The organism is Salipiger sp. D13, from assembly GCF_003703915.1.
Taxonomy (GTDB): Bacteria; Pseudomonadota; Alphaproteobacteria; order Rhodobacterales; family Rhodobacteraceae; genus Salipiger; species Salipiger profundus.
This window is the reverse complement of record NZ_ML112590.1, coordinates 582996-603228: the sequence shown is the minus strand read 5'-3', so window position 1 is coordinate 603228 and position 20233 is coordinate 582996. Positions and strand designations below refer to the sequence as shown.

The window sequence follows — 20233 nt, the reverse complement described above, 5'->3', positions numbered from 1 at the left end:
CACCCGGCACTGTCCAGAGCGGGACACAGCTAGAGCGTCACGACCGCGAGACCGGCCAGCACCAGCCCCGCGCCAAGCGCCTGCCGCAGGCTCAGCCCCTCGCCGATCATCGTGGCATAGAGCATCACGAGCACCGTCTCGGCGACGAGGATGGCGATGTAGACGACCGAGAGGTCGGCCTTGCGCATGAGCAGCGCCTCGGCCAGGAAGGCGAGCAGGAAACCCAGTGTTCCCAGAACGATACCCACGTCAGGGTGGCCTTGCGAAACCAGCTTGATGCCCGCAGTGGCGACGGCGTAGCCGAACGCGGTGCCGAGGATGAGAAACGTCGAGGGCAGGGACAGGGCAAATGCGGACGTCATGGAAAATCCTCGAAAAGAAGCCGGGATGTATCGAAATGCAAATATCCGGACCATCGCGAAATGCGTGCCATGGGCGGGCAGGGGCCGCCGGGTGACGATGTGCCGATCGGCGACAAAAGGCGAGTAAGGGAAACCCGACCCGACTTGTCATCCGAAAGTCTTGATGCAAATCAAGGCTGCGACACTTAGCATCGTTCTAAACCGTGGACAGAAAGATGTGTGAGCGGTATCCATTCACGAACGTGAATGCGGAAAAGCCGCAGAGAGACCGCGCAGCCTCGGACAACGACGCGGCCAGACCAAGGAAGGAGATACCGGTGGATTACACCGCGAAGCTCGACGACGCCCTGAACCGCCTGCACGACGAAGGCCGCTATCGGACCTTCATCGACATCGAGCGCAAGAAGGGCCAGTTTCCGCATGCGACCTGGCGCAAGGACGATGGCTCGGAACAGCCGATCACCGTCTGGTGCGGCAACGACTACCTCGGGATGGGGCAGAACCCGGCGGTGCTCGAGGCCATGCACGAGGCCATCGACGCCACGGGCGCCGGCTCGGGCGGAACGCGCAACATCTCGGGCACCACGGTCTACCACAAGCGCCTCGAGGCCGAGCTCGCCGACCTTCACGGCAAGGAATCGGCGCTGGTCTTCTCGTCGGCCTACATCGCAAACGACGCGACGCTCTCGACGCTGCCGAAGCTGTTCCCCGGTCTCATCATCTACTCCGACGAGTTGAACCATGCCTCGATGATCGAGGGCATCAAGCGCAACGGCGGCGCCAAGCGGATCTTCCGGCACAACGACGTCGCGCATCTGCGCGAGCTTCTGGCCGCCGACGATCCGCGTGCGCCCAAGCTCATCGCCTTTGAATCGGTCTACTCGATGGACGGCGACTTCGGCCCGATCGAGGAGATCTGCGACCTTGCCGACGAGTTCGGCGCGCTGACCTATCTCGACGAGGTGCATGCGGTCGGCATGTATGGCCCGCGCGGCGGCGGCGTGGCCGAGCGCGACCGGCTGGCGCATCGCATCGACATCATCAACGGCACGCTGGGCAAGGCCTTCGGCGTCTTCGGCGGCTACATCGCGGCCACCGCCAAGATGTGCGACGCGATCCGTTCCTATGCGCCGGGCTTCATCTTCACCACCTCGATCCCACCGGCCATCGCCGCGGGTGCGGCGGCCTCGATCGCGCATCTCAAGCGGGACCAGGAGCTGCGTGACAGGCACCAGACCCAGGCGAAGATCCTCAAGACCCGGCTGAAGGGCATGGGCCTTCCGATCATCGACCACGGCAGCCACATCGTGCCGGTCATCGTCGGTGACCCGGTCCATACAAAGAAGCTGTCGGACATGCTGCTCGACGGCTACGGGATCTACGTGCAGCCGATCAACTTCCCGACGGTGCCGCGCGGGACCGAGCGTCTGCGCTTCACGCCGTCGCCGGTCCACGGGCCCGAAGAGATGGACAAGCTGGTGCGCGCACTCGATGCGCTCTGGTCGCATTGCGCACTCAACCGCCAGGAACTGAGCGCCTGACGCGCCGCGTCGCGGCGTCTCCCGAGTTCGTGAAAGGCCCCCCGGAAAGCCTGTCCGGGGGCCTTTCTGCACCAAGTGCGAAGGGTTCGCGGCGGCTCTGAAGGCACCGCCGAGGCCGCCCGTGATGGGTGAATCCGCGTTTTCTTTGAAACGTTTCCGTCCGGCGCGGCGTTGGACGAGAGTTTAATCGTCCCGTCGCGGTTCTGCGCAGAACCACGCTCATGCCCCGTGGAATGCCTGTAAAAGCAGTTGTTCTGTGCTAACGTTGTATCAATAAAACACGTGACGCGAATCGCGAATGCGTGAGTGGGCAGGAACTTGGGACAGCGGTAACTGGATTGGACGCATGATCGGGCGGAAATCCTCTCGTAAGCCGGAAGATGTCAGCGACGAAGGCCCGCGCGGCTTCGACGACTTCGCGTTGCGCCTTGGCGACGTGATGCGTGGCGAGCGCGCCACGATGGGCAAATCTCTTCTGGACGTGCAGCGCGAACTGCGCATCAAGGCGAGTTATATCGCCGCCATCGAGAACAGCGACCCCTCGGCCTTCGACACGCCCGGTTTCATCGCCGGCTACGTGCGGTCCTATGCCCGCTATCTCGGGATGGACCCCGACGAATGCTACCAGCTCTTCTGCCATGAAAGCGGCTTCTCGGTCGCGCACGGGATGTCCGACAAGGCGTCCTCGGTCCGCAAGATCGAGCCCGGCGAAACACCGCGTCCGGTGGCCCGCGATCCTTTCGAGGAGCCGCGCATGCCTTTCGCGCCGGCGGGCGAGTCCTTCCTGTCGCGGGTCGAGCCCGGTGCCATCGGATCGGTGCTCGTGCTGATCGCGCTCATCGGCGGCATCGGTTACGGTGGCTGGTCGGTGCTGCGCGAAGTGCAGCGCGTACAACTCGCCCCCGTCGACCAGACCCCGGTGGTTCTCAGCGAACTCGATCCGCTCGACGGCGCCACTGCTGTGCCGCAGGACGAAGATGACGAGGTGGCGAAGGCTGCAAGCGCCGATGGGATGGGGGCGTTCTCGCCGCCGGGCGCCGACGCGATGGATCGCCTCTACCGGCCGCAGGCGCTTGATGTGCCGGTGTTGGTTGCCCGTGATGCGCCGATCTCCTCGCTCGATCCGTCGACCGTCGGGGCCTTTGCACAGCGCGGGATGACCGCGCCGTCGGCCGTCGCCGCGCCCGACGGTTCCGAGCGCCAGTTCGCGCAGGTCGTGCCCCAGCCTCCGCGCCAGACCGTGCCCGCATCGGCCACCGGTAGCGACGTTACCCTCGTGGCGGTACGGCCCGCATGGGTGCGCGTGCGCAGCGGCAGTGGCGAAGTGCTCTATGAGCGCGTGATGAATGCCGGCGATACCTGGAACGTGCCGGACAACGTCGTCGAGCCGCAGCTCAATGTAGGCGAGTCCGGTGCCATCTATTTCGCGATGAACGGTCAGACCTATGGTCCGGTCGGTCCTGCCGGCACCGTGACCCGTGACCTGACGCTCGAGCCCGAGTTGCTCAATGCCGCCTACGAGCCCGCCGATCCGCAGCGCGACGGCGATCTTGAGCGCATCCTCGGAGACCTCACGCAGTTCGCCGACGCGGGCGGCACCGAGGCCACGCCCGGGCGTCCCAAGGTGCTCGAGGACAGCGCCCCCGGCGTGATGATGATCGCCGTGCGCCCGGCTTGGGTGCGGGTGCGCGCCGCCGACGGGTCGGTGATCTACGAGGCGACGATGAGCGAGGGTGACACCTTCCAGTTGCCGGCGACCGAAGAGCCCGCGACGCTGCGCGTGGGCGAGTCGGGCGCGATCTACTTCGCCGTCAACGGTCAGACCTATGGGCCGGCCGGGCAGGCCGGCGCGGTGACGAAGAACCTCGCGATGTCGGTCGACAACCTCACGACGACCTACCAGGTGGCCGACGCCTCGCGCGATGCCGCGCTGGAGCGGGTCGTTGCCGAGCTCAACGCGGCGCCCACCCTGACAGATTGATCGAGCGCTCCGGCACGCCTGTGCCGGAAGCGTGAGCAGGCACGGCTGACTGTTTTCGGCAATCGCCCTTTTGTCGGGGCGGCAAGATCGCTAGATTGCGCGGGAAGTCAGCAACGCTCTCTGGAGGGGCTTTCCCGCATGAGCCACAACCCAATCCGTCCCTGGCGCAACATCGAGCGCCGCAAGTCGCGCCGGATCATGGTGGGCGACGTGCCCGTGGGCGGTGACGCACCGATCAGCGTCCAGACCATGACCAACACCATCACGACCGACGTCAAGGCGACGGTGGAGCAGGTCCAGCGCGCCGCCGAGGCGGGGGCGGACATCGTGCGTGTCTCGGTGCCCGATGAAGACAGTTCGCGGGCGCTCAAGGAAATCGTGCGCGAGAGCCCGGTGCCGATCGTCGCGGACATTCACTTCCACTACAAGCGCGGGATCGAGGCCGCCGAGGCCGGCGCCGCCTGCCTGCGCATCAACCCCGGCAACATCGGCAGCGAGGAGCGCGTGCGCGAGGTCATCGCCGCCGCCCGCGATCACGGCTGCTCGATGCGGATCGGCGTCAACGGTGGCTCGCTCGAGAAGCACCTGCTGGAGAAATACGGCGAGCCGTGTCCCGAGGCGATGGTCGAGTCCGCGCTCGATCATATCCGAATTCTCGAGGACAACGATTTCCACGAGTTCAAGATCTCGGTGAAGGCGTCCGACGTCTTCCTGTCGTCGGCGGCCTACATGGGTCTAGCCGAGGCCACCGACAAGCCGCTCCATCTCGGTATCACCGAGGCCGGCGGTCTGACCTCGGGCACCATCAAGAGCGCCATCGGCCTCGGCCAGCTTCTCTGGATGGGCATCGGCGACACGCTGCGCGTCTCGCTCTCGGCCGACCCGGTCGAAGAGGTCAAGGTCGGCTACGAGATCCTCAAGTCGCTCGGCCTGCGCCACCGCGGCGTGAACATCATCTCGTGTCCGTCCTGCGCGCGGCAGGGCTTCGACGTCATCAAGACGGTCGAGAAGCTCGAGGAACGGCTTGAGCACATCAAGACGCCGATGAGCCTGTCGATCATCGGCTGCGTGGTGAACGGCCCGGGCGAGGCGCTGATGACCGACGTTGGCTTCACCGGCGGCGGCGCCGGGCGCGGCATGGTCTATCTCGCGGGCAAGAAGTCGCATTCGATGTCCAACGAGCAGATGATCGACCATATCGTCGAGGAGGTCGAGAAGAAGGCCGCCGAGATCGAAGCGCAGCCCAAGACGCCGGAAGCGGCGGAGTAGGACATGACGGCGGTGGGGGGCGGGAGCAAAGCGATGCGCGCCGACCATCCCGCCGCCACGCTTGTCGATTACGACCAGCTCAAACTGCTCGAGAACCCCTTTGCGCGCGGCTACCATTTCCGGTTCGCCGCGCTCGGCCTGTGCTGCGCGCTCTACTGGCACATCTATGACCGGCCGGCGCTGTTCATCTGGTTTCCCGTCTTCCTTGCCGGGCTCGGGCTGCATTGCCTGGCCCTGCGCAGGCTGCCCGACGGATTCGCGCCGAGCGTTTCTCTGAGATCGATCATCGCGACGCAGATCCTGAACGGTCTGTTGCTGGCGTTTCCCGGCCTCTACCTGTGGGTCATCTGGGACGGCTCCGGGCCGGATCGGATCCTGTCGCTGCTCCTGTTCGCCGCCGCCGGGTTCCAGTCGCTGTCGATGCGGGCCGCGCAGCCGAGCCTGCTGCGCGTCGATCTCGGCGTGGCCTGCGTCACCATCGCGGGGCGCGTCGGCTGGCTCTGGTGGCAGGCCCCGGCGACACCCGACACGCTGTTGATGAGCATCGCGCTCCTGGCCGCGCTGGCCTGCCTGCTGCGCGCGGGCACCGGGGTCCGCAGGGGCGTGGCGCGGGTGCATCGTCATGCCGGCCAGCATCACGCGGACGAGCGCGAGCGGGCCATCCTGCAGTTCACCGGCGGGGTGGCGCATGACTTCAACAACATGCTGACGGCGGTGCTGGGCAACATGGAGCTTGCCCGGCTCAGCCCTGCGCCCGACGATCGCTCGGCGCTGATGGACGAGGCCGAGCGCGCGGCGCTTCGGGGCGCGGAACTGACGAGCCGTCTGCTGGCGCTGGCCCGGCGTGACCACCTTGCCCCGCGCGCGGAGGCGCCCGAGGCGCTGCTTGGCCCGGTGCCGGAGATGGCCGAAATGGTGCTCGGCGCGGGCCAGAGCCTGCGGGTGACGGTCGAGCCGGATCTGCCCGAAGTCCACGTTGACGCGGCAAAGCTGAGGACGGCGCTGCTGGAGCTGATCTCCAACGCACGGGACGCGCTGCCGGACAGCGGCGGGGAAATCGTGCTCGCCGCGCAGCGCAGCGCCGCCGACCCGGAAAAGGCGATCCGGTTCAGCGTCACCGATCGCGGCAAGGGCATTGCCAAGACGATCCAGGGCAGCATCTTTGAGCCCTATTTCACCACGAAGCCGCGCGGGCAGGGGTCCGGGCTGGGCCTGCCGATGGTGCGTGGTTTCGTCGAGCAGTCTTCTGGCAGAATGGGGGTGTCGTCGCGCCCCGGCGAGCTGACCGTGGTCTGGCTCGATCTGCCGGTGGTGACAGAGAACGCCGCGCAGCGCAGCCCGAAGGCCGGGCGCATTGCCGGCTTATAGCGCATCATAAGAGAAGGGGCGGCCCCGCGTGCCTTTCCGGGGGCCGCCGCCTGTCGGTCAGCTCTCCGAGCGGATCTCTTCGACCACGTCGCGCATGTTCTCGAGCGGCACGTAGCCGCGCAGCATCTGGTCTCCGAAGACGAAGCTCGGGGTGCCGTTGATCTGCATCCGCTGTGCCAGCGCGCGGGTTTCCTGGATGCGCTGGGTGATCTCCTCGTCGGACATCCGCGCGATGATGGCATCCGCATCGAGCCCAAGCGTGCCCGCGAGCTTGCGCAGCACCGGCTCCGAGGGCTCGCCCTCCAGCGTCATCAGCGCGTCGTGGATCGACTTGTAGGCCTCGGGGCCGGCCTCGAGCATGGTGGCGATCGCGAAGCGCGACGAGGTCACCGAGGCCTCGCCGAGGATCGGGAACTCTTTCAGGATGAAACGGATGTTGCCGTCGCTCTCGAGCAGTTCCTCGACCTCGGGGAAGGCGCGGCGGCAGTAGCCGCAGCGGTAATCCGAGAACTCGACGATGGTCACGTCGCCGTCGGGGTTGCCGCCGACGTAAGAGTAGCCGTCACGAAACAGCGCGTCGGCGTTGTCGGCCACGAGTTGCTCGTCGTTGGCGGCCTGCTGCTGGGCCTGCTTCGCCTCGAGCTGGCTGACGGCTTCCATGATGACCTCGGGGTTTTCCATCAGGTAGGCGCGGACCTGCGCGCCGAAGGCCTCGGTCTGCTCGGGCGTCATCTCCGAGAAGTCGATGTCCTGCGCCTGTGCGATGGGGGCCGCGGCGAGCATCCCGGCGGTCAGCGTCAGGGTGGTGGCGGTGCGGGTCAGTCGGGTGAGCATCGGGTCTCCGTTTCCTGTGATGTGTCGGGGCAGTCGCGATCATTCGGCGCCTGCGCGTGTCTCTGTCTCTTGTCTCAGCGGTCCTTCGACGCGCGTTCCGCCGCTTCTAGCACGTCCTGCGCCCGGCGCCACGGGGCGGATCCGCGCGGCAGCAGCCCGGCCGCACGTTTCGCGTGGATGCCCGCGTCCTTCAGCCGGCCCTGCAGGGCGTAGCGCTGTGCCGTCGCCTCAGAGGCCATGCCAGCGTTGCCGGTCTTGGCGTAGGCCACGGCCAGATCGCGCAGCACCCGGCCATCGCGCCAGTCGCGGCCCCGGGCGTCTTCGAGGGTCTTCAGCGCGGCGCCGTATTGCCCGGCGGCAAGCTGCGCGCGGCCGAGCCCGCCAAGGATCTGCGCGTTGCGCGGGGCAAGCCTGCGGGCCTGATCGTAGACCTGTATCGCCGGGCCGGCCTGCCGGGATTCCAGCAGGATCTCGCCCTTTAGGTCGCGCAGGAACGGATCCTGCGGGCGCATCGCGATGGCCCCGTCGATGGCGGCGAGCGCGCGGCGCAGGTCCGACTGGCGGTGCCGCGCGACGGCCTCGGACATCAGCGCGATGTCGCGCGAGGGGCTGCGATCGAGCCGCCGCAGCGTCCAGTTCGGCGCGCGCAGGAAGGCCGAGAGCTTGGCGCGCGCGCGGGCGAACCAGTAGGCGGCGGTGGGATCGGTGCCGGACGCGGCGCCCCTGGCACCCGCCACCAGCCCCGCCATCGCGCGCTGGCGGTCCCGGGTCAGCGGGTGGCTGCGCATGTAGGGATCCTGCCGTCCGGCCGACAGTGCCTCTTGCCCACGGAACAGCTCGAGCACTTCGAGCGCGCCGTGGGGGTCGATACCGGCGCGCGTCAGTGTCCGGATCGAGGTAATGTCGGCCGAGCTTTCCTCGGCCCGCGTGTGGCTCAGGAAGTTGCGCATCACCGCGTCCTGCGAGCCGATGAGCACGCCGGCGGCGGCATCGCCGCTGCCGGTCGCGGCGGCAGTGGCGGCGGCAAGGGCCATGCCGAGCGCGGCGGCGGTGCGCGCGCTGCGCATGTTGCCGAGGCGGCGCGCGATGTGGCCGTTGGTCATGTGCGCGGCCTCGTGGGCGATCACCGCCTGCAGCGCCTCGGGGCTGTCGAGCTTCATCACCAGCCCGGCGTTCACGTAGATCGCCTGCGTGTCGACGATGAAGGCGTTGAGCGACATGTCGTCGACCACCATCATCCGCACCTGCGAGGGGCTGAGGCCCGCCGCGCGCAGCACCGGGGCGGCCAGCGCGTCGAGCGCATGTTCGATGTCGGCGTCGCGCAGCAGCGTCACCGCCCGCGCCGGCGCCGCCGACACGAAAAACAGCGCTGCCAGCAAAAGTCCGGCCAGCAGCCGGACACGATCCACCGCGAACATTGACCCTCCCCGATATCGCCCTTAAGCGAATAGCCAAGCCACCATGGGAGAGCGGAATGCGAAACTCAAGCAGGGGGGCGGTCGATCCCTTCATTGTGATGGACGTGATGGAGGCGGCCCGCGTCGCCGAGGAAGCCGGACGTCACATCATCCACCTCGAGGTCGGCCAGCCGTCCTCGGCGGCGCCGGAACACGCGCGCGCCGTGCTGGCGGAGACCATGAAGAACGACCCGCTGGGCTACACCGTGGCGCTCGGCATTCCGGCCCTGCGCGCCCGCATCGCGCAGCTTTACGGCGAATGGTACGACATCGACCTCGATCCGAACCGGGTGGTGGTGACGCCGGGCTCTTCAGGTGGCTTCGTGCTGGCATTCACCGCCTTCTTCGACGCGGGCGACCGTCTGGTCACGGGCCGTCCGGGATACCCCTCCTATCGGCAGATCATGAAGGCGCTCGACATTGCGCCGGTCGAGATCCCGGCGGCACCCGAGAACGGCTACCAGCTGGTGCCCGACGACCTGAAGGGGCTCGACTACCAGGGGCTGATGATGGCCTCGCCGGCCAACCCCACCGGCACGATGCTGACCCGCGACGAGCTGGGCGCGATGATCGACACCTGCCAGGGCGACGGCGCGACGTTCCTCTCCGACGAGATCTACCACGGCATCGAATACGAGCGCCGCGCGGTCTCGGCGCTCGAGATTTCCGACGACGTCTGCGTCATCAACTCGTTCTCCAAGTATTTTTCGATGACAGGCTGGCGGATCGGCTGGCTGGTGGTGCCCGAGGGGCAGGTGCGGCAGGTCGAGCGTCTGGCGCAGAACCTCTTCATCTGCCCGTCGCACGCGGCGCAGGTGGCGGCGCTCGCGGCGATGGACGCGACCGAGGAGCTCAACGCGAACCTCGCGGTCTACGCGAAGAACCGGCAGATCCTGCTCGACGGTCTGCCCGGCGCGGGTTTCGACCGCATCGCGCCGCCCGACGGCGCCTTCTACGTCTACGCGGACGTGAGCCACATCACCGGCGACAGCCGGGCCTTCGCCGCCGAGATCCTCGACAAGGCGGGCGTGGCGGTCACGCCGGGGCTCGATTTCGACCCCGACCGCGGGCACGGCACGCTGCGGTTTTCCTATGCCGCCAGCACCGCCGACATTGAGGAAGGGCTGGTGCGGCTCAAGCGCTTCATGCAGGCGCGGGGCTGACCGGGCGCTGTATTCCGGGCAAAGATCGTCGGCGCCGCGCCCGATAGGCGAATCCGCGCGCCGCGTGCTAGGGTCGCGGAAAAACGGACACGTGGCAGGCGGATGAGCAGGATTCTTCTACTTCTGGCGGCGATCTGCGCCGCCTCCTGGGCCGCGGCGCAGGATCTTGGCGGCCGCGCGCTTTTCGAGTCGGGCCGGCTCGAGGACGACGGCTGGGGCGACGGCACCGAGCTGTCGCTCACGCTCAGCCAGGGCGTGCCGTGGCGGGCCTTTACCCTGACCGACCCGGCGCGGCTGATCGTCGATTTCCGCGAGGTCGACTGGACCGGCGCCGATCCCGAGGCGATGGATCGCTCGGACAGCGTGACCGAGTTGCGCGTCGGCGGGTTCCGCTCGGGCTGGTCCCGGCTGGTGGCGGTGCTGGGTCAACCCATGGTGATCGAGCAGGCCGGCATGCGCGTCGCCGACGGATCGGGCCGCGCCGAACTGGCGCTGCGCCTCGTGCCGGCGAGCGCCGGGGAGATGGCCGCCGCCTCCGGCACGCCGCGCGATCCGCGCTGGGATCTGCCCGTGCCCGACGCCACTGTCGCCGCCCCCATGCGCCGCGCGGAAGGCGCCCCGTTACGCATTGTCCTCGACCCGGGCCACGGCGGCATCGACCCCGGCGCCGAGCGCGACGGACAGAGTGAGGCCGCCCTGATGCTCGCCTTCGCGCGCGAGCTGCGCGACGTGCTGCGCCGCGCCGGCTACGAGGTGGTGCTGACCCGCGACGACGACGTCTTCGTCTCGCTCGAGGGGCGCGTGGCGCTGGCGCATGACGCGCGGGCCGATCTCTTCGTGTCTCTGCACGCCGACGCCATCGAGGAGGGGATCGCGCATGGTGCCACGGTCTACACGCTGTCCGACGACGCCTCGGACGCGGCTTCGGCGGCGCTTGCCGAGCGGCACGACCGCGATGACCTTCTCTCGGGGCTGGACCTGTCGGGCTCCGACGACCGTGTGGCCGACGTTCTGCTCGACCTTGCGCGGCTCGACAACACGCCGCGCGGCGTGGCGCTGGCGCGGCACCTCGTGGACGGCATCCGCAACGCGGTGGGCACGGTGCACAAGCGCCCGCTGCGGCGTGCCGGTTTCTCGGTGCTCAAGGCCGCCGACATTCCCTCTGTCCTGGTCGAGGTCGGCTTCCTCTCGACGGCGGCCGATCTCGACAACCTGCAGGACCCGATCTGGCGGGCCGGCATGGCGGCCGGCATCCGCGACGGTATCACTGACTGGGCGCTCGAGGACGCGGCGTTGGCGCGGCTGCGCCGTCAGTGATCCTGTCAATGATCCTGGATGGGCGGGGCGGCGAAATCGCGCGTCGTCACGTGCGCGTGTGTTTTGACCCGCTCCCCGGCAGGGTATAAGGGGAACGACAATCTAAAGGGGCAGCCTTGGTGACTCGGTTCATTCTATCCTTCTTCGGCGGAATCTTCAGCGTGATCACGCTGGGGATCATGATGATGGCGCTGTCGATCGGCGCCGTGTTCTGGATTTACGGCCAGGACCTGCCGAGCCACGAGAGCCTCGCGCAGTATACCCCGCCGACGATCAGCCGGATCTACTCGACCGAGGGCCGGGTCATCGACGAGTTCGCGCAGGAACGCCGCCTGTTCACGCCCGCCGACCAGATTCCCGACCTGGTCAAGCGGGCGTTCATCTCGGCCGAGGACAAGAACTTCTACCAGCACCAGGGCTATGACGTGCGCGGCATCGCCGCCGCCGCCGTCGACGCGGTGAAATCGCGCGGCCGTGACGTGCGTGGTGCCTCGACGATCACCCAGCAGGTGATGAAGAACTTCCTGCTCTCGGGCGACCGCCGTGCCGAGCGCAAGATCAAGGAGATCATCCTTGCCTCGCGCCTCGAGAAGTCGCTGTCGAAGGAGAAGATCCTCGAGCTCTACCTGAACGAGATCTTCCTCGGGCAGAACTCCTACGGCGTCACCGCCGCGGCGCAGGTCTACTTCAACAAGTCGCTCTCGGAGCTTGCCCCGCACGAAGCGGCCTTCCTCGCCTCGATGCCCAAGGCTCCGTCGGACTTCCACCCGGTCCGCAACAAGGACCGGCTCCTCGCGCGCCGCAACTACGTGCTGCGCGAGATGAAGGAGAACGGCTACATCACGCCGCAGGAATACGAGACCGAGGTGGCGCTGCCGCTGAAGTCCGTGCAGAACGGCGACTTCGAGCCCTACCAGCGCTCGCTGCCGCCGCGCGACTACTTCACCGACGAGATCCGCCGCCAGCTCACCGAGGATTTCGGCGAGGGCGAATTCTTCTCGGGCGGCCTGTCGGTGCGTGCGACGCTCGACCCGGAAATGCAGGTCGAGGGCGCCGAGAGCCTGCGGATCGCGCTCGAGCAATACGACCGGGGTCTCGGCCGCTGGCATGGCACCGGCAAGACCATCCCCGAGGACAGGCTCGGCAGCGAGGAAGCGTGGCGCGAGGCGCTCGCCAGCACCAGCGTGGCGCGCGACGTCGACCTCGAGAGCGAATGGCGCCCGGCCGTGGTGCTCGAAGTGGGCGACCAGTCCATGCGGCTCGGGATCGAGGGCGTACCCTTGGACGATCCGCGCGGCAATGCGGTCCCGCGCGATGACATCTCGTGGATGCGCGGCAGCTTCCGCGACAACTTCGAGCGCGGCGACGTGGTGCATGTGCGCGAGATGATCACCGATAGCGACGGCAGCTTCATCCGCTGGACGCTGCGGCAGGTGCCGAAGGTGCAGGGCGCCTTCATGGCGATGGACGTGAACACCGGTCGCGTGATCGCGATGCAGGGCGGCTTCTCCTACCAGGACTCGGTCTTCAACCGCGCGACGCAGGCGCAGCGGCAACCCGGCTCGTCGTTCAAGCCCTTCGTCTACGCCTCGGCGCTGGATTCGGGCTACGCGCCCTCGACCATCGTCATTGACGCGCCGATCGAGATCGACACGCCACAGGGGGTCTGGCGGCCCAAGAACTCGTCGAACACCTACTACGGCCCGACGCCGCTGCGCACCGGGATCGAGCAGTCGCGGAACCTTATGACCATCCGTCTCGCGCAGGAAGTCGGGATGGAGACCGTGGGCCGCTACGCCGAGAAGTTCGGGGTCTACGACCACATGGGCCGGGTTCTGGCCAACGCACTCGGTGCCGACGAGACGACCCTCTACAAGATGATCTCGGCCTACGCGATGTTCGCCAATGGCGGCGAGCGGGTCGAGCCGACGCTCGTCGACCGGGTGCAGGACCGCTACGGCCGGACGATCTACAACCACGAGAGTGCCCGAGGCAACGAGCGGGTCTGCGTCGATTGCGCCGACCCGAACCTTCCGCCGGGGCTGGGGCCGCGGATCGTCAACAACCGCGAGCGGATCATGGACGGGGTGACGGCCTACCAGCTGACCTCGATGATGCAGGGCGTCGTCCAGCGCGGCACCGCCTCGGGGGTCGTCGACCTGCCGGTGCCGACCGCCGGCAAGACCGGCACCACCAACGATGCCAAGGACGTGTGGTTCATCGGCTTCACCTCGAACATCGTGGCCGGCTGCTACATCGGCTACGACACGCCCCGTCCGCTCGGCCGCGGCGCCTACGGGGCCTCGATGTGCGGTCCGGTGTTCCAGCGCTTCATGACCAAGGCGGTGAAGAAATACGGCGGCGGCAAGTTCAAGGTGCCGGAGGCCTGCGAGTTCATCAATATCGACCGCTTTACCGGCGCCCGTGTCGGCGACGGCGCGTCGGGGCCGAACGTGGTGTCCGAGTGTTTCCGTCGCGGCGAGGAGCCGCTGTTCGGTCTCGAGCTCGACGGTGGCTGGGCGATGAGCGGCAACTTCGACGTGATCCAGCCCGACGGCAGCACCCGTGCGCGGCAGGTGACCACCTCGACCGGCAAGAAGGCCGTGGTCGGCCCCAAGGCGAGCTTCGGCACGCTGAGCTCGGGCGGTCTCTACTGAGAACGGACGACCTGGGCCGGGGCTGGGCGTAAGTCCGCTCCGCTCCGCCGGGTCCGGCTGCGGACGTGACGGGCGGCAGGGGGCTCTGCCCCCTCTGCGGCGTTGCCGCATTCACCCCCGAGGGTATTTGCGGAACCGGAGAAGGGCCGGGGCGGGTTTACGCCGCCGCGGCGCTTGAAGGGGCGGCGGCGCTGGTTTATGTCCCGCTGACCACCGAGACATCCTGATGAGAGCCCAAGCCATGCGCGCCGAGACCCAGAGAACCGTCGAAAAGATCGAGAAGTCGCTCGACCTGCTGGCCCAGCGGCTGGACGTGGAGACGGCGCAGCACCGGCTCGAGGAGTTCAATGCCCGCGTCGAGGATCCGAACCTCTGGGACGATCCGCAGGCGGCGCAGAAGCTCATGCGCGACCGGCAGATGCTGGTTGACGCCATCGAGACCTACGAGTCGATCAAGCAGGAGCTGTCGGACCAGGTCGAACTGATCGAGCTGGGCGAGATTGAGGACGATGCCGAGGTCGTCGAGGATGCCGAGGCGGCGCTGGCGGCGTTGTCGGAGAAGTCGGGTCAGAAGGAGCTCGAGGCGCTGCTCGACGGCGAAGCGGACGGCAACGACACTTTCCTCGAGATCAACGCGGGTGCCGGCGGCACCGAGGCCTGCGACTGGGCCGCGATGCTGCAGCGGATGTATGTCCGCTGGGCGGAGAAGCGCGGCTACGAGGTCGAGCTGCAGTCGGAGGAACCGGGCGCCGAGGCGGGGATCAAGTCCTGCGCCTACAAGATCTCGGGGCCGAACGCCTATGGCTGGCTGAAATCGGAGAGCGGCGTGCACCGGCTGGTGCGGATCTCGCCCTTCGGCAAGGGCACGCGCGAGACCTCCTTCGCCTCAGTCTGGGTCTACCCGGTGGTCGACGACAACATCGAGATCGAGGTGAACCCCGCCGACATCCGCGTCGACACCTACCGCTCGTCCGGCGCCGGCGGCCAGCACGTGAACACCACCGACTCGGCGGTGCGGATCACCCACGCGCCCACCGGCATCGTGGTCACGAGCTCGGAGAAGTCGCAGCACCAGAACCGCGACATCGCCATGAAGGCGCTGAAATCGCGGCTCTACCAGATGGAACTGGAGAAGCGGCACGCCGAGATCAACGCCCAGCACGAGGCCAAGGGCGACGCCGGCTGGGGCAACCAGATCCGGTCCTACGTGCTGCAGCCCTACCAGATGGTGAAGGACCTGCGCACCAGCCACGAGACCAGCGACACGCAGGGCGTGCTCGACGGCAACCTTGATCCGTTCATGGCGGCGACACTGGCGCAGCAGGCGACCGGCAAGTCGCGCGCCGACGCCAACGCCGACTGATCCCGGACGTTTTCGCCGGTCGTTCGGCGATACCCCGATTGAATGCGGCCCGCGGTGACATCCTCACCGCGGGCCGTTTCGCGTCGTGGTGCAAAACGGTTGCGTGGCGACGGGGCTTTCGGGTTATTCTCGGTGCGGGAGACAGGGTCTGACCTGAGGGAGGGACGGGATGACCGATACGCCACAGCCCGGGGTGCCGACGTTCGCGCGGGTGTCCTTCGCGACGCTGGCCGAGGCGCTGAAACGCGGATTCGCCGACATGAGGCGCGCGCCCGGTTTCGCGCTGGTCTTCGCCGGGGTCTACGTGCTTGCCGGGCTGGCCATGGCCGGGGTCACCTGGATCACCGGACAGAGCTACTGGCTGGTCTTCGCGGCGATCGGCTTCCCGCTGCTCGGGCCGTTCGCGGCGGTCGGCTTCTACGATGTCAGCCGCCGGCTGGAGCGTGGTCTGCCGCTGGACTGGATGCAGATCTTCAGCGTGATCTTTCGCCAGTCGAAGCGCCAGCTGCCGTCGATCTGCGCGGTGATCGTGATCGTCTTCCTGTTCTGGTTCTTCCTTGCGCACATGATCTTTGCCCTGTTCATGGGGCTGTCGGTGATGACCAACGTATCATCGAGCTACGCCGTGTTCCTGACGCCGAACGGGCTGGGGATGCTGGGCTTCGGCACGGTGGTGGGGGCGGGGTTCGCGGCGCTGCTCTACATGATCACGGTGCTTGCGCTGCCGCTGCTGCTGGACCGGGAGATCGATTTCGTGACCGCGATGATCACCTCGTTCCAGTATGTCCTGGCCAACCCGGTGGTCATGTTCACATGGGGGGTCTTCATCGCCGGGGTGACGCTGCTCGCGATGCTGCCGGCGTTCCTCGGGCTGTTCGTCGTGCTGCCGCTGCTCGGACACGCGACATGGCATCTCTACGACCTGCTGCGCGGCGAGGAGACGGCGCAGGGGCACGTGACCGGCGTGCCGGCCACCTGACGGGGGCCGCGTCCCGGGTCTCAGACGAAAGGCTCGCCGATGCGGAGCTGGCGGCGATGGAAGGGGACAAGATCGTCGGCGGCGACGTAGCCTGCGGAGCGCGCGGCGCGCAGGACCTGCCGTGTGTCATGCCCGAGATACTCGTAGACCAGCCGCGCGGCGCGACGGCCGGTGGGGTTTTCCTGCGTGGTCCGCACGACGTATCCGACCCAGTAGTGCTTGGCGAGGGCCGGCATCCGCGACAGGTAGTTGAAAGAGGTCGTGACCGCGTCGCGGCGGCTGACGAGCATGGCGATGCCCTCGGCCTGTGGCAGCACCATGCCCCGGAACTCGCGGGTCTGCGGATCGGTCGGCATGTTGTGCAGGGCCAGCGCCTCCTTGGGTTCGAAGCCGCGCAGGAAGGTGAAGCCGTCCTCGCGCCGGATGTGCACGAGGCCGACCACGAAACGCTCGCTGTCGGTGAAGGCCGCGCGGGAGAAGTGGTAGAAGCCCGAGGGGAAGGTTTCCTCGCTCAGGTCGGACATGCCGGCACCGACGAAGTCGGTGATGAACGGATGGTTCAGCAGCCCTGCCTTCGGTTTGCTCAATTGGGCAACCGGTTCGAGCAGGATACGGGCATCTACACCGAAAAAGCTGCAGATGCGGTCGAGTACATCTGGACGCGGGAAGCTTTCACCGGCGAGATACCGGTTAAATTGTGTCCGGTTTATTCCGAGATCGCGGCAGAGCGCCGATATGGACGCCGCGGACTGTGACATCTCACGAAGATTCGCACCAAAGATCCCGCGTAGCTCGGCGGGGTTCGGCTGCGATGCCGACCGACTATCATTTCGCGTCATATCGCAGTCCATTTGTGCGAATTCGAAGTGAAATCAGCTGAGTAAGCGACAGCCGCACGTTGAAATACTCCGAGGTTGATGCCGGTTGGCGTCAGGTGTGACGCTTAATAGCACCATGTCTTACCCGATATGGCACAAATTGCAAGCCTGCGACACGTTTCGTTGGATGTGCTGACGCGGGTAAATGGGGGACGCTGTCTTCGAGAGAGTGAAGGGCTTCAATTATGACGGAAAAGATGTGCGGCGTCGTTCTTTGGGCCGACCAGTCTGATCAGAAAGCGGTGATCTGGTGTGAGGACCACGGAGACCTTGCCTATTATCACGACAAGGACGCCAGTTCGCACGACGGGGTCGCCCTGGATGCGGGTGACCTGATCCAGTTCGAGCTTCTTCAGGAGCATGACCTGCGGCTCGTGCGCAATCCGACGCGGCTGGTGCAGCGTCAGTTCGTGGGGCTGGCGCATGACCTGCGCAGCAGCGCGGACCATGATCAGGGGGCCGTGAATTTCCCGCCGGCGCGGCCGTCGCATGTCTCGGGACGGCGCGGCTCGAACGTGGTGCCTTTTCCCAATCGCAACATGCGCCTGGATACGCTGAAGGTCAGCTGCTGAGCCGGCCCGACCTTCGGAAAGGAGGCGGGCGCATTGGAGCGCCCGCATCGATAAGATGTTTCAGGTGTTGCCGCGCGACAGTGCCGCGACGCCGGTCCGCGCCACCTGCACCAGCCCGAGGGGGCGCATGAGGTCGGCGAAGGCGTCGATCTTCTCGGGCGACCCGGTCAGCTGGAAGATGAAGCTCTCCAGCGTCGAATCCACAACATTGGCGCGGAAGATATCGGCGAGGCGCAGCGCCTCGACCCGCTTCTCGCCCTGTCCGTTCACCTTCATCAGCGCCAGCTCACGCTCGACCGAGCTGCCCTCGGCCGTCAGGTCCCGCACGTCGCGGACCGAAACGATGCGGCCGAGCTGCGCCTTGATCTGCTCGATCACCTGCGGCGTGCCGGTGGTGACGATGGTGATGCGCGACAGGTGGCCTTCGTGGTCGACCTCGGCCACGGTCAGGCTGTCGATGTTGTAGCCACGCCCCGAGAACAGCCCGATGACGCGCGCCAGCACGCCCGGCTCGTTCTCGACCAATACGGTGATCGTGTGCGCCTCCTGCACGTCCGAGAAGGTCGGGCGCAGGTTGTAGGCGGAGTGCTTGTTCGAGCCCTTCTTGATGTGTAGCGCGGACATCTGGAATCCTTTCCGGTCGGAAACAGGGGAGGTCGGACGCAAGTCCGGGAAGGCTGGGGCAGGGCGCCCTGGGATCGGCGCCCTGCGGAACGGCGGATCACACCAGGACCGCGCCCTTGCCGGCGATGGCGTTGGTCGCCTGCGCGTCGCCGAGCAGCATCTTGTTGTGCGGCTCGCCCGACGGGATCATCGGGAAGCAGTTCTCGTGCTTCTCGACGAGGCAGTCGAAGATCACCGGGCCGTCGTGCTCGATCATCTCCATCAGCGCATCGTCGAGATCCGCCGGATCCTTGCAGATGATGCCCTTGGCGCCGAAGGCCTCCGCGAGCTTCACGAAATCGGGCAGCGCCTCGGACCAACTCTGCGAGTAGCGCTCGCCGTGCAGCAGCTGCTGCCACTGGCGGACCATGCCGAGCCGCTCGTTGTTGAGGATGAACTGCTTCACCGGCAGGTTGAACTGCACCGCGGTGCCCATCTCCTGCATGTTCATCAGCCACGATGCCTCGCCCGCGACGTTGACGACCAGCGCGTCCGGGTGCGCCATCTGCACGCCGATCGAGGCCGGGAAGCCGTAGCCCATGGTGCCGAGGCCACCGGAGGTCATCCAGCGGTTCGGGTCCTCGAAGCCGAGGAACTGCGCCGCCCACATCTGATGCTGGCCCACTTCGGTGGTGATGTAGCGATCCATGCCCTTGGTCAGCGCCTCGAGCCTCTGCAGCGCGTACTGCGGCTTGATGACCGTTTCCGAGTTCTTGTAGGTCAGGCATTCGACCGCGCGCCACTCGTCGACCTGGCGCCACCACTTCGAGAGCGCCTCGCGGTTGACCTTGCGCCCGCGCGCCTTCCAGACCTTCAGCATGTCCTCGAGCACATGCGCCACGTCGCCCACGATCGGGTAGTCGGTCTTGATGACCTTGTTGATCGAGCTCGGATCGATGTCGATATGCGCCTTCTTCGACTTCGGCGAGAACGCGTCGATGCGGCCGGTGATCCGGTCGTCGAAGCGGGCGCCGATGTTGATCATCAGGTCGCAGCCGTGCATCGCCATGTTGGCCTCGTAGAGACCGTGCATGCCCAGCATCCCGAGCCAGTTCTTGCCCGATGCGGGGTAGGCGCCGAGCCCCATCAGCGTCGAGGTGATCGGGATGCCGGTGGCCTCGACCAGCTCGCGCAGGAGCTGGCTTGCCGCCGGGCCCGAGTTGATGACGCCGCCGCCGGTGTAGAAGACCGGGCGCTCGGCGTTCTCGATCGCCTCGACCAGCGCGGTGATCGTCTCCATGTCGCCCTTGACCTGCGGCTGGTAATAGCCGACCGGCGCCTTGGGCTTCGGGGTATACTCGGCGCTGGCGAACTGCACGTCCTTGGGAATGTCCACGAGCACCGGGCCGGGACGACCGGCCGAGGCGACGTGGAACGCCTGGTGGATCTTCGAGGACAGGTCCGCCGTGTCCTTCACCAGCCAGTTGTGCTTGGTGCAGGGGCGGGTGATGCCGACGGTGTCGGCCTCCTGGAAGGCGTCCGAGCCGATCATGAAGGTCGGCACCTGGCCCGACAGGACGACGATCGGGATCGAGTCCATCAGCGCATCGGTCAGGCCGGTGACCGCGTTGGTCGCGCCGGGCCCCGAGGTCACGAGCGCCACGCCGACCTTGCCGGTCGAGCGCGCGTATCCTTCAGCCGCGTGAACCGCGCCCTGCTCGTGACGGACGAGCACGTGCTGGATCTCGTTCTGCTGAAAGATCTCGTCGTAAATCGGTAGGACGGCACCGCCGGGATAGCCGAATACCGTGTCCACACCCTGATCCTTCAGGGCCTGAACCACCATTTTCGCTCCGGTCATCTGACGTGTCATCGCGTGTCTCCGTTTA

At 67.1% G+C, this 20233-nt stretch carries 16 protein-coding genes and 1 pseudogene; 10 read left to right on the top strand and 7 right to left on the bottom strand.

The window, feature by feature from the left end:
• Positions 1-29: 29 nt before the first annotated feature.
• A complete protein-coding gene (locus D6860_RS02800; RefSeq protein ID WP_076624129.1) occupies positions 30-362 on the bottom strand; it encodes a 5-aminolevulinate synthase in 333 nt (110 codons plus the stop codon).
• 317 nt (positions 363-679) lie between these two features.
• Here D6860_RS02800 and hemA point away from each other — a divergent pair, with 317 nt between their 5' ends.
• The 4 genes from hemA to D6860_RS02780 all read left to right on the top strand — a co-directional run bounded on the left by hemA (position 680) and on the right by D6860_RS02780 (position 6521).
• The gene (gene hemA / locus D6860_RS02795; protein ID WP_076624130.1) at positions 680-1903 is read left to right on the top strand and encodes a 5-aminolevulinate synthase; all 1224 of its coding nucleotides are present in this window, start codon (positions 680-682) and stop codon (positions 1901-1903) included.
• A 346-nt stretch (positions 1904-2249) separates the two neighbouring features.
• Positions 2250-3884, top strand: a complete 1635-nt coding sequence (locus D6860_RS02790; RefSeq protein ID WP_076624131.1) for a helix-turn-helix domain-containing protein — start codon at positions 2250-2252, stop codon at positions 3882-3884.
• A 138-nt stretch (positions 3885-4022) separates the two neighbouring features.
• On the top strand, positions 4023-5153 hold the full coding sequence (gene ispG / locus D6860_RS02785; RefSeq protein WP_076624132.1) for a flavodoxin-dependent (E)-4-hydroxy-3-methylbut-2-enyl-diphosphate synthase: 1131 nt from the start codon (positions 4023-4025) through the stop codon (positions 5151-5153).
• A gap of 33 nt (positions 5154-5186) precedes the next feature.
• Positions 5187-6521: a sensor histidine kinase gene (locus D6860_RS02780; protein WP_162277747.1), complete on the top strand. Its 1335-nt coding sequence runs from the start codon at positions 5187-5189 to the stop codon at positions 6519-6521.
• 57 nt (positions 6522-6578) lie between these two features.
• On the opposite strand, the gene D6860_RS02775 is transcribed toward D6860_RS02780, so the two are convergent.
• Positions 6579-7355 (bottom strand): DsbA family protein, encoded by a 777-nt coding sequence (locus tag D6860_RS02775; protein WP_076624134.1) that lies wholly within the window; start codon positions 7353-7355, stop codon positions 6579-6581.
• A gap of 74 nt (positions 7356-7429) precedes the next feature.
• Entirely contained in the window at positions 7430-8773 is a 1344-nt protein-coding gene (locus D6860_RS02770) for a M48 family metalloprotease (RefSeq protein ID WP_076624135.1), read from the bottom strand.
• A 56-nt stretch (positions 8774-8829) separates the two neighbouring features.
• Between D6860_RS02770 and D6860_RS02765 the strand changes: the two genes are divergently transcribed.
• From D6860_RS02765 to D6860_RS02745, 5 genes are all read left to right on the top strand, one after another.
• On the top strand, positions 8830-9975 hold the full coding sequence (locus D6860_RS02765; RefSeq protein ID WP_076624136.1) for a pyridoxal phosphate-dependent aminotransferase: 1146 nt from the start codon (positions 8830-8832) through the stop codon (positions 9973-9975).
• Between the two features lie 102 nt (positions 9976-10077).
• Positions 10078-11292 (top strand): N-acetylmuramoyl-L-alanine amidase, encoded by a 1215-nt coding sequence (locus D6860_RS02760; protein WP_076624137.1) that lies wholly within the window; start codon positions 10078-10080, stop codon positions 11290-11292.
• Positions 11293-11411: 119 nt separating this feature from the next.
• The gene (locus tag D6860_RS02755) at positions 11412-13949 is read left to right on the top strand and encodes a penicillin-binding protein 1A (RefSeq protein ID WP_076625401.1); all 2538 of its coding nucleotides are present in this window, start codon (positions 11412-11414) and stop codon (positions 13947-13949) included.
• A 241-nt stretch (positions 13950-14190) separates the two neighbouring features.
• A complete protein-coding gene (gene prfB, locus D6860_RS02750; protein WP_076624138.1) occupies positions 14191-15312 on the top strand; it encodes a peptide chain release factor 2 in 1122 nt (373 codons plus the stop codon).
• A 169-nt stretch (positions 15313-15481) separates the two neighbouring features.
• Positions 15482-16291, top strand: coding sequence for a DUF2189 domain-containing protein (locus D6860_RS02745; protein ID WP_076624139.1), 810 nt, complete (start codon positions 15482-15484; stop codon positions 16289-16291).
• Between the two features lie 20 nt (positions 16292-16311).
• On the opposite strand, the gene D6860_RS02740 is transcribed toward D6860_RS02745, so the two are convergent.
• Together D6860_RS02740 and D6860_RS25955 are read right to left on the bottom strand one after the other, a co-directional pair.
• Positions 16312-16878 carry a hypothetical protein gene (locus D6860_RS02740; RefSeq protein WP_017466976.1) on the bottom strand — a complete coding sequence of 189 codons (567 nt, stop codon included), beginning with the start codon at positions 16876-16878 and terminating at the stop codon, positions 16312-16314.
• A gap of 39 nt (positions 16879-16917) precedes the next feature.
• Positions 16918-17130, bottom strand: a pseudogene (locus tag D6860_RS25955) (helix-turn-helix domain-containing protein); the annotation flags it as partial.
• 224 nt (positions 17131-17354) lie between these two features.
• Between D6860_RS25955 and D6860_RS02735 the strand changes: the two are divergent.
• Positions 17355-17741, top strand: a complete 387-nt coding sequence (locus D6860_RS02735) for a hypothetical protein (protein WP_017466978.1) — start codon at positions 17355-17357, stop codon at positions 17739-17741.
• A 60-nt stretch (positions 17742-17801) separates the two neighbouring features.
• On the opposite strand, the gene ilvN is transcribed toward D6860_RS02735, so the two are convergent.
• Both ilvN and D6860_RS02725 read right to left on the bottom strand, forming a co-directional pair.
• Positions 17802-18365: an acetolactate synthase small subunit gene (gene ilvN / locus D6860_RS02730; protein WP_017466979.1), complete on the bottom strand. Its 564-nt coding sequence runs from the start codon at positions 18363-18365 to the stop codon at positions 17802-17804.
• Positions 18366-18462: 97 nt separating this feature from the next.
• Positions 18463-20217, bottom strand: coding sequence for an acetolactate synthase 3 large subunit (locus tag D6860_RS02725; protein WP_017466980.1), 1755 nt, complete (start codon positions 20215-20217; stop codon positions 18463-18465).
• Between the last annotated feature and the right edge of the window lie 16 nt (positions 20218-20233).